General features: G+C 38.9%; 13 protein-coding genes. 6 read left to right on the top strand and 7 right to left on the bottom strand.

Annotated elements, in window-relative coordinates:
- Nucleotides 1–129 precede the first annotated feature (129 nt).
- Both ACPEEM_RS04470 and ACPEEM_RS04465 read left to right on the top strand, forming a co-directional pair.
- The gene (locus ACPEEM_RS04470; RefSeq protein ID WP_424403497.1) at nucleotides 130–267 is read left to right on the top strand and encodes a hypothetical protein; all 138 of its coding nucleotides are present in this window, start codon (nucleotides 130–132) and stop codon (nucleotides 265–267) included.
- 551 nt (nucleotides 268–818) lie between these two features.
- The gene (locus ACPEEM_RS04465; RefSeq protein WP_424405909.1) at nucleotides 819–3,206 is read left to right on the top strand and encodes a TonB-dependent receptor; all 2,388 of its coding nucleotides are present in this window, start codon (nucleotides 819–821) and stop codon (nucleotides 3,204–3,206) included.
- 54 nt (nucleotides 3,207–3,260) lie between these two features.
- Here ACPEEM_RS04465 and ACPEEM_RS04460 read toward each other — a convergent pair whose 3' ends face one another.
- The 4 genes from ACPEEM_RS04460 to arsC form a co-directional block, all read right to left on the bottom strand.
- Entirely contained in the window at nucleotides 3,261–3,836 is a 576-nt protein-coding gene (locus tag ACPEEM_RS04460) for a hypothetical protein (protein ID WP_424403491.1), read from the bottom strand.
- A gap of 336 nt (nucleotides 3,837–4,172) precedes the next feature.
- Entirely contained in the window at nucleotides 4,173–4,466 is a 294-nt protein-coding gene (locus tag ACPEEM_RS04455; protein ID WP_424403489.1) for a DUF5377 domain-containing protein, read from the bottom strand.
- Nucleotides 4,467–4,470: 4 nt separating this feature from the next.
- On the bottom strand, nucleotides 4,471–4,749 hold the full coding sequence (locus ACPEEM_RS04450; protein ID WP_424403487.1) for an alternative ribosome-rescue factor A: 279 nt from the start codon (nucleotides 4,747–4,749) through the stop codon (nucleotides 4,471–4,473).
- Nucleotides 4,750–4,821: 72 nt separating this feature from the next.
- Complete coding sequence (gene arsC / locus ACPEEM_RS04445) at nucleotides 4,822–5,172, bottom strand: arsenate reductase (glutaredoxin) (RefSeq protein WP_424405907.1); 351 nt, start codon at nucleotides 5,170–5,172, stop codon at nucleotides 4,822–4,824.
- A 77-nt stretch (nucleotides 5,173–5,249) separates the two neighbouring features.
- On the opposite strand from arsC, the gene ACPEEM_RS04440 reads away from it, so the two are divergent.
- Nucleotides 5,250–6,323, top strand: a complete 1,074-nt coding sequence (locus ACPEEM_RS04440) for an AI-2E family transporter (protein ID WP_424403483.1) — start codon at nucleotides 5,250–5,252, stop codon at nucleotides 6,321–6,323.
- Between the two features lie 90 nt (nucleotides 6,324–6,413).
- Here the strand turns inward: ACPEEM_RS04440 and ACPEEM_RS04435 are convergent, their stop codons facing one another.
- Together ACPEEM_RS04435 and ACPEEM_RS04430 are read right to left on the bottom strand one after the other, a co-directional pair.
- Nucleotides 6,414–7,511 carry a hypothetical protein gene (locus ACPEEM_RS04435; RefSeq protein ID WP_424405905.1) on the bottom strand — a complete coding sequence of 366 codons (1,098 nt, stop codon included), beginning with the start codon at nucleotides 7,509–7,511 and terminating at the stop codon, nucleotides 6,414–6,416.
- A 27-nt stretch (nucleotides 7,512–7,538) separates the two neighbouring features.
- Nucleotides 7,539–8,618, bottom strand: a complete 1,080-nt coding sequence (locus ACPEEM_RS04430; protein WP_424403479.1) for an endonuclease/exonuclease/phosphatase family protein — start codon at nucleotides 8,616–8,618, stop codon at nucleotides 7,539–7,541.
- A 439-nt stretch (nucleotides 8,619–9,057) separates the two neighbouring features.
- Between ACPEEM_RS04430 and gshAB the strand changes: the two genes are divergently transcribed.
- Nucleotides 9,058–11,331, top strand: a complete 2,274-nt coding sequence (gshAB, locus tag ACPEEM_RS04425; protein WP_424407917.1) for a bifunctional glutamate--cysteine ligase GshA/glutathione synthetase GshB — start codon at nucleotides 9,058–9,060, stop codon at nucleotides 11,329–11,331.
- Nucleotides 11,332–11,400: 69 nt separating this feature from the next.
- Here gshAB and tdeA read toward each other — a convergent pair whose 3' ends face one another.
- Complete coding sequence (tdeA, locus tag ACPEEM_RS04420) at nucleotides 11,401–12,780, bottom strand: toxin/drug exporter TdeA (protein WP_424407915.1); 1,380 nt, start codon at nucleotides 12,778–12,780, stop codon at nucleotides 11,401–11,403.
- Nucleotides 12,781–13,145: 365 nt separating this feature from the next.
- On the opposite strand from tdeA, the gene glnS reads away from it, so the two are divergent.
- Together glnS and ACPEEM_RS04410 are read left to right on the top strand one after the other, a co-directional pair.
- Nucleotides 13,146–14,825, top strand: a complete 1,680-nt coding sequence (gene glnS, locus ACPEEM_RS04415; protein ID WP_424403473.1) for a glutamine--tRNA ligase — start codon at nucleotides 13,146–13,148, stop codon at nucleotides 14,823–14,825.
- A gap of 165 nt (nucleotides 14,826–14,990) precedes the next feature.
- The gene (locus ACPEEM_RS04410) at nucleotides 14,991–16,439 is read left to right on the top strand and encodes an alanine/glycine:cation symporter family protein (RefSeq protein WP_424403471.1); all 1,449 of its coding nucleotides are present in this window, start codon (nucleotides 14,991–14,993) and stop codon (nucleotides 16,437–16,439) included.
- Nucleotides 16,440–16,484: the final 45 nt, after the last annotated feature.

The following is a 16,484-nucleotide window of genomic DNA, read 5'->3' as shown; positions in this document are numbered from 1 at the left end:
TTTGAGGAATTGACCGTTTTTGTATCGTGGATATGATGTGAGCAATTGATATTCTGTTGTGTTCACTGGCGTATGGTTTGATTGAAGCACTCGTTACAGACGAGTGCTAGCGGGTTAAGCATTGAAGGGATGCAGAAGGTAAATGGGAATTTTGTCTCTTTATTTGGCAAAATTAAGGTGAACGATGAAAAAGCCTTTCTTTTTACAGGGGAAATTGTCGCCCGTGTTGATCATATTAACAAGGACAAAGCTTGCACACGACTCTGAGTTATCGTTTTCTATTACTACCAATGTTAGATTTTTTGTGTCGTTCTTTTTAAATTGCAAGAGAGCAATAAAGCGTAATCTTATTTTTTATGTTTTAAAAAGTTGGCTAAAAATGACCGTTCTTATTCTGCTAGTCGTGTTCTTACGAGTGCTTTTTCATTTCTCATTTTCAGTTAAAACGCCATCACGAAAGCGTTATATCTTTAGGCTGTATAAGGGTTCTTCCGTTAAAAAACTATCATCCTTTCTATCACTAAAAAAGAGTAGATATCACTATGATAATTTTCGTAGAAAAAAAAGCTTGTCATTGAGATATATATAGACAATAATTTATCGCTCAATTTAAAAGCACGGCATAGCTTTAGTGAGTCAGTGTTGGGTGTCGCATATTGCCTTATCAAGAGGCGGACGAGTCGTCATTAGGATGCCCCCATAACGTGTATGCTGCACGATATCTAACTCTAGTCCCCAAAAGGCTGAATATGTTTGGGCTTGGCTGTGTGTTTTTCGGAATACGCGTGTTTATTAACTTTTTTAAGTTTATATTTTTTATGAGAAAAATTTCGTATCTATCATGGTGTGTGATTTCCGCACTTTATACTCAAATGGCGATTGCTCAAAGCCATTTAAAACAGCAAGGTGAGCATGTCGAACTTGATCCTATTTTTGTCAGCACATCAACCGAACATAAAGCGGGTTTGTTGGGTGGTCGTTTAATGACGAGTGAAAAAGTCATTTCCTCGCACAATCTTAAACAACGGGCAAGTAATCTTGGTGATGCTTTATCTGGCGAGCTGGGTATTCACGCAAGTCAATTCGGTGGTGGTGCATCGGCACCAGTGATCCGAGGGCAAGAAGGTAAGCGGATTAAAATCCTCAGTAGTGGTAATGAAACTTTGGATATGTCTGCTATGTCGCCCGATCATGCCGTTACCGTGGATAGCCTATTAGCTAAAAAAATTGAAATTTTACGTGGTGCAAATACCTTATTGTATAGTTCAGGTAATGCGGCTGGTGTCGTGAATGTGATTGATAATAAAATTCCGACCGCAGAAGTGGTTGGTGTTGAAGGGGAAGTGGGTGTTAGAACAGGCAGTGCAGATAAGGAACGTTTAGTGAATGTTTCACTTGATGTGGGATTATCCAAATCTGTCGTGGCACATCTTGAAGGCTTGTATAAAAAAGCCGATGACTATAGAACACCGTCTTACCAACATCAAGGTCATACGCATCGTAAATTAGATAATAGTTTTGTGGATAACCGAAGTGGCAGTATTGGACTTTCTTGGGTGGGTGATCAAGGTTATTTAGGGGTGGCTTACAGCCAACGTAAAGATAAATATGGCTTACCTGCCCATTCACATCTGTATGATGAATATTATATGCACGTGTTATTATCTGATGCACATTGGCGTAAACCGTATTTAGTGCATTATCCATTTTTAATGGAAGAAACCGACATTGATTATAATAACCCCGGCATTGACTGTATTAAAAAAGAGTGGCACAGCCATGGGCATTTGTGTGATCACGGGCATGCACATCATGGAAATGGACAAGATAACCATGATCACCACGGACATGCGGATCCTCATATTGCCTTAAAGACCCAACGTTGGGATTTACGTGGTGAATGGAAAAATCCAGTCAAAGGATTAGATAAAATCCGTATGATGATTGCGAAAGTGGATTATCGCCACGATGAAAAATCAGGGGCAATTTCGGATAATGCCTTTAAAAATAAAGGGTATTCAGCACGTCTTGAGTTTGTTCATCAGCCGATTGCTGGATTCAGTGGATTAATTGGCTTGAGCCATGCATACCAAGATAGCTATGCGTTAGATAACCATACGCTTGAATATCGCAAACAAAACCTTCTGACTGACCACACAACGGATCAACAAAGTCTGTTTTTGATGGAGCGTGTGGAAGCAGGCAAATGGCAATTTGATATTGGCGGACGTGTTGAACGTCAACGAATTGCAATGAAGTATCATTTTGAGGTGCCAAAAAGTGAGCAACCGCCTGAAGAGCTCACTCGACCGCATAAAGAAAAAGCCTATTCCTATGCGTTATCTGCTAATTATCAACTCAATGAACAGCATCAGTTTAATATGACTTTCTCTCATCAAGAGCGTTTACCTAATGCACAAGAGCTCTATGCTCACGGCAAACATTTGGCAACCAATTCTTTTGAGGTGGGAAATAAAAATCTGAAAAAGGAACGCTCGAATAACATTGAGTTAGGTTGGGGCTATACAGGAGAAAAACTTGGGATTAAATTAAGCGGCTATTACCAACAGTTTTCTAACTATATTTACGCAAGCATTTTGAATGATAAGAGCTGTGCTTGGAAAAAAAATGGGCGTTGTTCTCGTTCATTAACTGATGATTATCCATTACGTTTATATCGTTACAATCAATCGAAAGCCACGATTTATGGGTTTGAAGCTGAAGCAAGTTATCAAATTTCCTCAACATATGATGTGTCCGTTTTTGGTGATTATGTCCGAGGTAAATTAAAAGATCTTGCCTACCTCCCGATTGGATATGAACAAGTCTATAATGAAAGAGATGATGTGATTGGCGTCAAACCAACTGGCTGGCAAAAACAACCTGATGGCAATGCCCCTCGCATGCCAGCCATGCGTTTAGGCATGAAATGGAATGCTCATTTTGAAAATGGTATTAGCTTGAATACGCAGCTTTATCGAGTCTTTACACAAAACAAAGTGGCACGGCTAGAAACGCCAACCAAAGGGCATACCATGTTGAATCTTGGCATGAGCTACGATGGTCAAATGGGCAATAATGAGTATACGTTATTTGCGAATGTGAATAATCTGCTCAATACCAAAGTGTATAATCACACGTCCTTTTTATCCTATATCCCTCAAAGTGGTATCAACCTGAATGTGGGGATGAATTTCAGATTCTAACCACCTAAAAAAATAGCCAAACACCCGTTTGGCTATTTTTATGAAGACGAACATTTACTTACGTAATAAGCTTCTATATTTTTCAGCTGCCTTTTTATTCAGCTCATTCAATTCAATATTGAGTTTTTGTAAAGCTTGCATTTTGTGTTTAAATGTTTCTTGATATTTCAAACCTTCTTCATATGATTTAGTGGCGACGGTCAGTGAGGCATTAAAACCTTCTTGAGCCAGATGATTACTCTCCACTATTTTCATCGCAAGGACTTTTATTTCAGGATCTTGAATATGGAGACGATCTAACTCATTCATGGCTTGGTCGACAGTGGTTTTTAAATTATTCACCAGCGTGATAACTTCCTCTGGCGTCATTTTTTTCGCCGGATCTTTTTGTTCCGCCAATCTTTTTTGCATGATATTGACCTGCTCTCGAATTTTAACACTTTGTACGTTGTTCCATTCAAGAATCGCCATATAATCTTTTTTAAACTGGGCATTGGCATCTAGAACCGTTGCAGCTTGTGCTGGCGTTGTGTCAGGAGAGGTCGCAGCGACTGCACTCTTCTTATTATCACAACCGACGAACGTGCAACCAACGATAATGGCTAAGTAAATTGATGTGAATTTTTTCATAAGTTTTCCTCAAATAAACATAACTAGCAGAAAATAGACCATTGCCTATTGATTGCATTATATACGGATAAAAAAAGGATTATAGTATTTTTTATATTCATTTTTTGTACACATCTTAAACACACCGTTCATTCTCACAATCCACATGGCTTAATTTTTTTCAAAAACCACCGCACTTTTGCCCAACCAACCACCCATATCATCATAGCCTCTCAATTCGGCTTCATTTGATGAAATGCACCTCGGAAGGTCAACGGAAGGTAAAAAGGTCTGTTTAAACGATGCCCCTTGTGATTCTGAATCGCAAGGGGCATCGTTTTTTGGGGAGGGGAGAAGTTAGGCTTGTACGCCTAAGTTGCCGATTTTAATGCCTAAAAAGCCCATGCTTACGGGATCGAGATAATCACCAAGGAATTTGAAAAGTTCAGTTAAGTCGGTAAAAGTGCGGTTAATTTTGACTTGATCTTCCACTTTTCTTGTAAATTCATAACGTATATTTTGCCCGTCGATATGGGCCTCTAAGGTGATGTAGATGGTTTCAAAAAAGTGGCTATGAGCCCCTTCTTCACCCGGATCACTGATTCTGACATTCCAATTATTACTAAATAATACTTCCGTTTGCACAGTCATAAATTTACCTCGCTGAGTTTAAATGAGTTGCATTGTTATATCTGGTTAAGAAAAACCCGATTATAAAATCTTTTAAATCAAAAATTTTATAATCGGGCTTTTCAAAAAATTTCCCTGCGTGTTTCGCTTTGCGTTGGTAGCTCCCTTTGCCCTTACGTTTTTTCTCAATGCGTTGGCGAAATAAAGGATCATGTAGCAATGCACAGATGGCATTCTCTTGAATGACGCCACGGCGGTGCTGATAAGGTTGCGAATTTTGTGGTTGTTTTGCTTTTTTAGTCATAAATTTTCCTAATAGGTTGTGATAAAAATTGCCCATTTGTTTTTAGCAAACGGGCGTCATTATAAAACGAAATTACAGAATCTCAAGTACCGATTCGGGTGGACGACCAATTTTTGCTTTTTCTCCAGAAATCACAATTGGGCGTTCTAACAAACTTGAATGGTTCATCAATGCCTCTAGCAGTTGTTTTTCACTCACTTCGGGCTTATCTAAGCCTAAATTACGATAAAGTTCATCTTTGGTACGCATCATTTCTCTTAGGCTTTTTATCCCTAATTTTTGTGCAATTTCTTGTAAGTGTTGGGCAGAAAATTGCTGGTCTAAATAAAGTTCGATTTGAATATGGCATTGCTGTTGTTCTAATAAACTTAAGGTTTCGCGGCTTTTTGAACAACGTGGGTTATGATAAATAATAACAGACATAATATCCTCGCTTAATGATATGATCTTACTGGATTTTACCTTATAATCCCCGCAAATGCTTAACTTAAGGATGTATTATGATCGAAATGCTAAAAAGTTGGTATAAAAACCGTTTCAGCGATCCGCAAGCCATGGGATTATTGGCGATTTTGTTGTTTGGTTTTGTCGCAATTTATTTTTTTAGCCATTTAATTGCCCCACTTTTAATTGCTATTGTCTTTGCGTATTTGCTTGAATGGCCAATCCGCTTCTTAAATGAAAAATTAAAATTGCCTAGATTGTTGTCCACCGCCATTATTTTTGGTGGATTTTTAGGGTTGATTCTTGTGATTGTGTTAGTGTTCATCCCGACATTATGGACGCAAACCCTGAATTTAGTCACTGATTTGCCTCAAATGCTGAATAAGTTAAATGAATGGTTGCTTTCTTTGCCTGATCATTATCCAGAGCTGGTGGATTATCAAACCATTGATTCATTGCTAAATGCCGTCAGATCCAAAATTCTGGGCTTTGGTGAATCTGCACTTAAATTTTCTTTAACTTCTTTACTCAGCTTGGTCACATTGGGCATTTATGTTTTTTTAGTGCCGTTAATGGTGTTCTTTTTATTAAAAGATAAAACCGAGTTAATGGCAGGGGTAAGCCGTTTTTTACCTCGCAACCGCACGCTTGCTTCCAATGTGTGGAAAGAGATGCAATTACAAATTGAGAATTATATTCGAGGAAAGTTATTTGAAATCATTATTGTGACCGCCGTCACCTATGCGATTTTCTTATTCTTTGGCTTAAATTATGCGTTGTTGTTAGCGGTGGCAGTGGGATTATCGGTGTTGGTGCCTTATATTGGGGCGGTGTTGGTGACCATTCCTGTGGCATTGGTGGCGGTGGCACAGTTTGGTGTCACCCCTACGTTTTGGTCTATTTTAGCCGCATATGTGATTAGCCAGATTTTAGATGGCAATTTATTGGTGCCTTTTCTCTTTTCAGAGGCCGTGAATTTACATCCACTCGTGATAATTATCGCTGTGCTGATCTTTGGTGGCTTATGGGGTTTTTGGGGCGTATTTTTTGCGATTCCATTGGCAACATTAGTGAAAGCTGTTGTGAATGCATGGCCTTCAGAAGAACAAGTTAATAGCCCAGAGAATTAAAACTTTTTTAGAAATGACCGCACTTTTTATGGGATGTGGCGAGGAGAAACATCAAGGGCGACAAATTAGTCGCCCTTTTTATTGTGTTTATCATGGTGAATTTGGGGTTGTTGCTTTTTCATGTGTTCCCATCAGCATTAAATCTTGTGCATGAAAGGTTAAACATTTTTGCGGATCGAGATATTTATTTTGACTTTGATTGTCTGTTTCAGCTGAAGCCGAGCAGAGGATTCTCACATCACCAAGATTTAATATGAGATAACCCGAAATATAGATTTCATCTTGAGACTTTTTTTCCACCTGAAAAATATTATGTTGCCTAATATAGTTTATATAATCCTTATTATGACTTTTTATAAAATAAAGACTTTCTTGTGAGGGATATTGTGCCATACCACCTACTTTAAGAATTGCTCGTTGTAAACCAAACGAACCATTAATAAAGGGAAAGAATATAATAAAAATAAAGAAGATAAGAAAAGAGATAAGATAAGGGTGTTTTGTTTTAGGTTTGTTTTCTGAAAATAGAGCAGAATTATGAATGAATAATAAACAGAGATAGATGAATAAAATGAATAAAAAATCGCTATCTTTTTTTGATATTTGAAGAAAGATCACGAGTGGTACAATAAAGCTAATAAGACTGAAGAATGAAAACCCAATGAGAATAAGTGGATGTAATTTATGTTTATTTTCTTGGTATTCTTTTGTTAAGAAAATACAGATACTGATTAAGAAGAAAATAATAGTGCATGCGACAAGAATAAAATAAAGTATTTTTGTATCTTGATCATACACATTAAATGAGGCAGAGAAAAAGATGATGGTAAAAATTAAGATAAATAATGGGTTATTGATGGCGTAGATAAAAAGGACAGTTTTATCTTTAATTGCGATGTGGTACTGGCTTGAAAAATGAGCCATTACAGCAAAAGGTACGAATATATAGACAGAAATTATTAAAAAGAAAAAAAGAATGGCGATAACAGCAGAGGGCGAGGATAAAAGTCGATTAAAATCCTCCATTCGTCCAATATGATGTAAATATACGGCAATAAAAACAAATCCGAAGAGAGTGGTAATCAAGGAGAGGATTGGAAAGAATGTTTTTAAAAAACAAAAAATTTTTTTAACAGCAGAAAAAATATCCATTTTCTGCTTTTTATTCGCTAAATTTCTGAATGCCATTCTTTGTTTCTTTCCTTTTTCTGATAACTAATATTTCTCCGCAATGACTTTTTTTTCGGGGTCGGCTTCATCAATTTTTTCTTGTGCTAATTCGTGATCAGCTGCGTCTACATCGGGTTCAGGTTGGGCAATTTCGACAGCAGGGTGATATTGGAAACTGCCGTAAACTGGGAAATGATCGGAACCTATATGGGGTAGCACACGGATATCACGTACCATAAAATCGTTACTGTGGTAAATGTGGTCTAGTGGCCAGCGAAAAAAAGGATAGCTGGCGTGGAAGGTGCTGTATAAGCCTCGTCCCACCCGTGGATCCAGTAATCCACTGGTTTTTTGGAAGAGTCGGGAGGTGCTTGACCATGCGACATCATTGAGATCACCAAACACTAAAACGGAGCGATCGCTTTCACTGATTTCTTGTCCGACTAATAATAATTCGGCATCACGCTGAGTGGAGGTGGCACTTTCCGTTGGTGTCGGTGGCATTGGGTGTAGGCAATATAGATGAATCCATTCGCCCGAAGGCAAGCAGATTTCGGTGTAAATGGAGGGGATATCTTCTTGCACCCAATGGCGAATTTCGGTGTTTCTTAGGGGTAAACGGCTGTATAAATGCATGCCGTAGAGATTATCTAGGGGAATTTTAACGGTATAAGGATAAGTTTTTTCTAAACTTGCTAGCTGTTTTTCCCACCATAAATCGGTTTCTAAGGTTAGCACCACATCGGGTTGCCATTTTTCGATTAAGGCTAAAAGTTTGTCTACTTGACGGTTGGGCGTGAGTACATTCGTGGTTAATAAGGAAATGCTACGTTCATTTGCTTCACCATAATATTGTAAAACTTGTGGGCGAGCTAAACGGGTATAACCGAGAATTTGCCATGTTTGATAGCTAAAGCAGAGGACATTCAGGATTTGGATCGTTATAAAAGCATATTGGGGTTGAGGTTGTACAAACCACCCGACACACAAGCAAATGATATTTAATAAGGCGATCTGTAAACGAGGAAAGTCAAAAATCCGCACCATCCAATGATTAAACGGCAACAGTGGCAAGAAAGTGGCAATAATCGGAAGACTTAAGAAAATAAAAAGTAACCAATCCATGTGTCTATATCGTTAAATAAAGGTTGTTAACAATTCGTCAATACTATCATTTTTTCGGAAAAGAAGAAAAGAGGGGAGAAAAGCCTTTTTGATCTTGGTTTAATTGCTCGTGTAGTTTATTGTAGAGTTGAAATATGTTGTACGATATTGCTTGTGCTAAAAAAGCCGACATGAATTTTTTGTTTTTTTCGACTTGCAAAATATGGTACAACAAGATGTTTTGATTATTGAGTGTAATCACGACCATATTACGGTAATTGTGGGGTATTGTACTTTGACAAAGGCGTGAGATCGATCGGGTTACAAAGTAAGATTTTGTAGCAAGGTGCGTCTAATTTTTCATGAAAGAGCAGAGCGGTTCTTTTAAAAAGTTACGTTGCTTTCATCTCATTCATTTTAATAAGCTAGGAGAATCCCTATTTTGATTCAAGGAAAGTCAATGAAAATTCAAAAACTTATCAAAGATCATCAACTTGGCTTGTTGTTCCAACAAGGTTCATTCGGTTTAGAAAAAGAAAGTCAGCGTGTTTATGCCGATGGGCGTATTGTGACAACGCCACATCCGAGTGTTTTTGGCAATCGGAGCTATCACCCTTACATTCAAACAGATTTTGCTGAGAGCCAGTTAGAATTAATCACGCCACCGAATAAAACCCTTGAGGGGACGTATCGTTGGTTGTCAGCCATTCATGAAGTTGTTCAACGTTCACTCCCTGAAGATGAATATATTTTCCCATTAAGTATGCCAGCAGGGCTGCCGGCAGAAGATCAAATTAAAGTCGCACAATTAGAGAATCCTGAAGATGTGGCATATCGTGAACATTTGGTGAAAGCCTATGGGAAAAATAAACAAATGGTGAGCGGTATTCATTATAACTTTCAGCTTTCGCCTGAATTGATTCAACGTTTATTTGCTTTACAAAATGAGTATAAAAGTGCGGTCGATTTTCAAAATGTTTTGTATTTGAAAATGGCGAAAAACTTTTTGCGTTATCAATGGATTTTGTTGTATTTACTGGCAGCGACGCCAACGGTGGAATCGGCTTATTTTAAAGACGGGTCTCCTCTTGCAGAAGGGCAATTTGTCCGTAGTTTACGCTCAAGTCAATATGGTTATGTGAATGATCCTGAAATCAAAGTGTCTTTTGATAGCGTGGAAGAATACGTGGAAACCCTAGAGCATTGGGTCGCCACTGGCAAATTGATTGCAGAAAAAGAATTTTATTCTAATGTGCGTTTACGTGGTGCGAAAAAAGCCCGTGAATTCTTAACGAATGGGATTCAGTATCTTGAATTCCGTTTGTTTGATTTAAATCCTTTTGAAATTTATGGTATCAGTTTAAATGATGCAAAATTTATTCATGCGTTTGTGTTATTGATGATTTGGATCGATCAAACTGCCTCTCAAGAGGATGTTGAATTAGGTAAAGCAAGGTTAGCGGAAGTGGCCTTTGAACACCCATTGGATAGTACCGCTTATGCCGTAGAAGGTGAACTGGTTTTACTTGAAATGCTTTCCATGCTTGAGCAAATTGGGGCGGGTGATGAATGGATTAAGATTGTAAAAGAGAAATTAGGGCAATTTATCGAACCAAGTAAAACCGTTGGTGGGCGTCTTTTTACCGCCATTGCAGAAGCGGGGGATTATCAACAACTTGGGGCAAAATTAGCAAGAGAATATAAGGCAAAAGCCTTTGAACGTGTTTATGCTTTATCTGCTTTTGAGAATATGGAGCTTTCCACGCAAGCGTTATTATTTGATTTGATTCAAAAAGGGATTCATACCGAAATTCTTGATGAAAATGATCAATTCTTATGTTTAAAACATGGTGATCATATTGAATATGTCAAAAATGGCAATATGACGTCCCATGACAGCTATATTTCGCCATTGATTATGGAAAATAAAGTGGTGACGAAAAAGGTGCTACAACATGCAGGCTTCAATGTTCCACAAAGTGTGGAGTTTACATCCTTTGAAAAAGCCGTGGCGAGTTATGGCTTGTTTAAAAACCGTGCGGTGGTGATTAAACCAAAATCCACAAACTATGGGTTAGGGATCACCATTTTCCAGCAAGGCGTACAACACCCTGAAGATTTTGCCAAAGCGGTGGAAATTGCCTTCCGTGAAGACAAAGAAGTGATGGTCGAAGACTATTTAGTGGGAACCGAATACCGTTTCTTTGTGTTAGGGGATGAAACCCTTGCCGTGTTATTGCGTGTTCCTGCGAATGTGAAGGGCGACGGGGTGCATTCTGTTGCCGAATTGGTGGCGATGAAAAATGATCATCCATTACGGGGGGATGGTAGCCGTACCCCTTTGAAAAAAATTGCTTTAGGGGAAATTGAGCAGTTACAGCTTAAAGAGCAAGGCTTAACGGTGGATTCTGTACCTGCTAAAGATCAGCTTGTTCAGTTGCGTGCGAATTCAAATATCAGCACAGGGGGCGACTCCATTGATATGACAGATGAAATGCACGAAAGCTATAAACACTTGGCGGTGGGGATTGCCAAAGCCATGGGGGCGGCGGTGTGTGGGGTGGATCTCATTATTCCAGACTTGAAAAAACCTGCTGAACCTAGCTTAGCTTCTTGGGGCGTGATTGAGGCGAATTTTAATCCGATGATGATGATGCATATTTTCCCTTATGCCGGTGAATCTCGTCGCTTGACACAGCATGTGATTAATATGCTATTCCCAGAATTGCAGTAAGAAAAAACCTCTAGGCTAAAGTCTAGAGGTTTTTTTAGCACGATAAAAGACAAGCTTAATTGTCTTTTCTTATTTATCGGTAGGGGAATAATAACCCGCCATGGCACTATACACAGCATTTTCACGCTGAATCAGCTGATATTTGGCATTTAAAATGCCCATTTGTGCCATTTTTTCGGCATTGGAGGCATTCAGCCAATCGCGTAATTGTGCCACCCCCACATCATAGCGATTTTTATAATATTGGGTAATACGCTTGTTGTTATTGTAGGTTTTTTGCATATTCTCAAAATGTGCTTTGGCTTGTTGATAACTGTAATAATAGGTATCAATTTCATTTAATGCGGTGGTGATACTTTGCTCAAAACTCAATTTAGCTGTTTCGTAATTGGCTTCAGAAATTTTTACATTCCATCTGACGGTGTGCCAATTTAAGAACGGTAAATTAATGCCAATTGTGCCTGCGGCAATAGGATTTTCTAATGCATTGCGGATTAAATTTCCGCTAGAAGATAAACTTGCCCCAAGGGTAATACTTGGAAACCAGCTTTTTTGCATGGCTTTTGCATCTTTAAATGCCGCATTTAAACGGAATTGTGTACTTTTGATATCGGGGCGGTTGGCAATGGTGGAAACGGGAACATTTAAATTTACGCCCACTGTTTTGACGTTCAAAATGTCAGGGTAAGTCAGTTGAAGCGGATCTTGAGGTTTTAAATTCAAGAAGTTACGTAAGGTTTGTTCTGCCATTTTACGCTGTATCTGATAATTAATTAAGCTATTTTGTGCATTCAACACCGCTTGTTGTGCTTGGTTAATGCTCACACTATCCGCCACGCCTAATTTAAAGCGATTTTGCATAATATGGCTAATTTGGCTGTAATATTTCACGCTTTCTTCACTGGTTGCAATCACGCCGTTTAAATACGCAATTTGATAATAGGTTGACACAACGGCATTAATTAAAGAAAGACGGGCTGCGGCGAGATCTTGTTGTGTGGCTTTATAATTCCATTCTGCCGCAGATGCACTGTCGGTTAGGCGACGCCATAAATCGAGGGTATAACTGAGTTCAAGTGAGGCAAAATGTGAAATCTTAGAATGACCACCCGTTTCAATATTTTTGGCTGCACTTGAACCAACCCCTGTTTTTGCAGAGAAACTCGGGACCAAATTGGCACCCAAAAGATTGGCGTGATAAAGTGCCTTATTGACCGCAATGGCAGCCTTTTGAAGGTTTTTATTATTTTCTAGGGCTTGTTCAACCAGCTGGTTAAGCTGTGGATCTTGATACAATGACCACCAATTTTCTTTGACATGATACTGTTGCGTTAATGCTTCATATTGCTGGAAATCTTGTTTGGTGGCTTGATAAGAATCATCAATATTGGCACAACCAACAACAAGGGTTGATAGCACAAGCAGTGTCATTTTATTCAGTTTTAACATTCTTTGTATCCTTTATAGGTAAAAGTGCGGTCTATTTTTCCACAATTTTGCACGGGTGAATATCGTATTTTTTGGCATTTTTGAGCGACGAATGGCTGATTATCTTTTTCGTGGTTGAGGAGAAAGCATGATCAAAATATGGCGGTTTTTGTCATAAGTTTGCGGATGAATTGCCAAATAAAAGAAAAGACACACTCGCCTCAAAACAAAAATGAATGAACGTTCGTTCATTTTACCATTAAACGAAAAAATGAAAAGAACAAAATACAAAGAAAAGGACGTGCAGTTTTGTATTCTGACGCTAAACAGAGTAAAATAAACAGCATTTTTCATCATAAAATATTCCATTAAAACTTGAGGTCATAATGAATAGCCCTATTGAAACGAGCGAAACAACGGAAAATACAGAAAAACGTCCAACTAATTTTATTCGTCAAATTATTGATGAGGATCTTGCTTCAGGCAAACATCAATCTATCCATACCCGTTTTCCCCCAGAACCTAATGGGTATTTGCACATTGGTCATGCAAAATCCATCTGTCTAAATTTTGGTTTGGCACAAGACTACCATGGGCTATGTAATTTGCGTTTCGACGATACCAACCCAGTAAAAGAAGATGTGGAATATGTGGATTCCATTAAACAAGATGTGGAATGGTTAGGCTTCAAATGGGAAGGCGAACCACGTTATGCGTCAGATTATTTTGATCAGTTATATGGCTATGCCATTGAATTAATTAAAAAAGGCTTGGCTTATGTGTGTGAATTGTCGCCTGAAGAAATGCGTGAATATCGTGGCACCTTGACAGAACCTGGCAAAAACAGCCCTTATCGTGATCGTAGCGTAGAAGAAAATTTAGCATTGTTTGAGAAAATGAAAAACGGTGAAATTGCAGAAGGCAAAGCCAGTCTTCGTGCCAAAATTGATATGGCGTCACCGTTTATGGTCATGCGTGACCCTGTCATTTATCGCATTAAATTTGCCACTCACCACCAAACAGGCGATAAATGGTGTATTTATCCGATGTACGATTTTACCCATTGTATTTCCGATGCTATTGAGCGAATTACCCATTCTATTTGTACCCTTGAGTTCCAAGATAACCGCCGTTTGTATGACTGGGTATTAGAAAATATTTCTATTGAACGTCCATTGCCACATCAGTATGAATTTTCTCGTTTGAATTTAGAAGGTACCCTGACCTCAAAACGTAAGTTATTGTATTTAGTGAATGAAGGCATTGTAGATGGTTGGAACGATCCGCGTATGCCAACCATTTCTGGCTTACGTCGTCGTGGTTATACACCAGCAGCATTACGTGAATTTTGTCGTCGTATTGGTGTGACAAAACAAGATAACACTGTGGAATACAGTGCCTTAGAAGCCTGTATTCGTGAGGACTTAAATGAAAATGCCCCACGTGCAATGGCGGTGATCAATCCATTAAAAATTGTCATTGAAAATTTTGCGGACAAAGAAATCTTAACCGCACCAAATCACCCAAATCGTCCAGAATTGGGCGTGCGTCAATTGCCATTCACCCGTGAAATTTATATCGATCAAGCGGATTTCCGTGAAGAAGCCAATAAACAGTACAAGCGTTTAGTGTTAGGCAAAGAAGTACGTTTACGCAATGCTTATGTGATTAAAGCAGAACGTGTGGAAAAAGATGAAGCAGGCAATATTATCACCCTGTATTGCAGTTACGATCCTGAAACCTTGGGCAAAAATCCAGCCGATGGACGTAAAGTGAAAGGCGTGATTCAGTGGGTGTCTGCAGAGGATTATTTGAATGCGGAATTCCGTCAATATGATCGTTTATTTACGGTGCCAAATCCAGGTGCGGCAGAAGATATTAATGCGGTGATTAATCCACACTCGTTAGTGGTAAAACACGGTGTGGTGGAAAAAAGTCTCGCCAACGCCCAACCAGAAAAAGCGTACCAATTTGAACGTGAAGGCTATTACTGTGCAGACAGTAAAGATAGCAGAGCAGAACATTTAGTGTTCAATTTAACCGTAAGTTTGAAAGAAGGGTTCTAAATCATTCAAAACAAAATAAGGGTGTCTAAAAACACCCTTATTTTTTTGTAAAAAATTTAAATTAGTTGTTCTTTTTTAGATGAAATATACATTTTTGATATATTTTTTTGAGAAAATCATTACAATAACGGCTTTTATTAATTTACCCATAGAGCAGGAGGATAAATGAATTTATTGAGTACGTTCGTCAGTTACGTTGAACAAGCGTTATCTTGGTTTGTTGCTAAAGTGGATGGCCCACTTTGGGATATTACGGTGATCACCTTATTAGGGGTAGGTTTATTTTTCACCATCACAACAGGTTTTGTCCAAGTGCGTTTATTGCCTCGTAGCTTACGTGAAATGTGGTCAGGACGTACAGCAGAAGGGAATTCATTAACCCCTTTTCAAGCCTTTACAACGGGTTTAGCCAGCCGTGTTGGGGTGGGAAATATTGGTGGTGTTGCGACAGCCATTGCGATTGGTGGTGAAGGTGCCGTTTTTTGGATGTGGGTTACCGCATTAATTGGCATGAGCAGTGCATTTGCAGAATCCACTCTCGCACAGTTATTTAAAGTCAAAGAACCTTGTGGATTATATCGTGGTGGACCCGCATATTACATTGCCAAAGGATTAAAAGCACCGTGGTTGGGCGTCTGTTTTGCATTAACACTTATTTTTACATTCGGCTTTGCTTTTAATGCAGTGCAGGCGAACTCTATTGTGGAAGCAACACGCAATGCATGGCGTTGGAACCCTGAATATGTGGGGCTCGCTTTAGTGATTTTTACGGCTTTTATTATTTTTGGTGGAATAAAACGCATTGGGGTGGTCAGTGCCACACTCGTCCCTATGATGGCACTCTTTTATTTAATCATTGCAATCATTATATTGGGGATGAATATCCACAGTATTCCAAGCATTATTTCTCGTATCATCGCCAGTGCTTTTGATTTCAGTGCCATGGCAGGCGGATTATTTGGGGCAATTTTCTCCAAAGCCATGCTCATGGGGGTGAAACGTGGGTTATTTTCCAATGAAGCGGGTATGGGATCTGCCCCGAACTCCGCCGCAACCGCCGATGTGAAACACCCTGCAAGCCAAGGCTTAATTCAAATGTTAGGCGTATTTGTGGATACGGTGGTGGTGTGTACTTGCACAGCGGTGATCATTTTATTATCCAATAACTATGGCGGTGAAAGTTTAAAAGGCATTTCCTTAACTCAAATTGCGTTGCAATACCATGTTGGGGATTTTGGTTTACATTTCTTAGCCTTTATTTTGTTCTTATTTGCGTATTCTTCCATTATTGGCAATTACGCCTATGCAGAAAGCAATATTCGTTTTATTCGTAACAAACCTCTTTTCGTGTTGGCGTTCCGTTGTGTGGTGCTTTTCTTTGTTTACTTTGGTGCGGTCAATCATGCCAACATCGTCTGGAATTTTGCTGATACAGTAATGGCGATTATGGCAATGATCAACCTTGTTGCCATTGTATTGCTTTCGCCAATTGTTTGGACCATTTTGAAAGATTACCGTAAGCAACTTCAAGCGGGGAGCAAAGAGCCCGTGTTTAAAATTGAAGATCACCCTGAGTTATTAAAACGAGGTGTGGATAAGGATATTTGGTCTTAATTTTAACGAGCGAAAACTTTTTTAAATTGAACCGCACTTTTAAGC

The organism is Pasteurella pantherarum (genome assembly GCF_049670885.1).
In the GTDB taxonomy this organism is placed as follows: domain Bacteria; phylum Pseudomonadota; class Gammaproteobacteria; order Enterobacterales; family Pasteurellaceae; genus Pasteurella.
The sequence above is the reverse complement of the archived record's forward strand: the minus strand, read 5'-3'. Positions and strand labels throughout refer to the sequence as shown.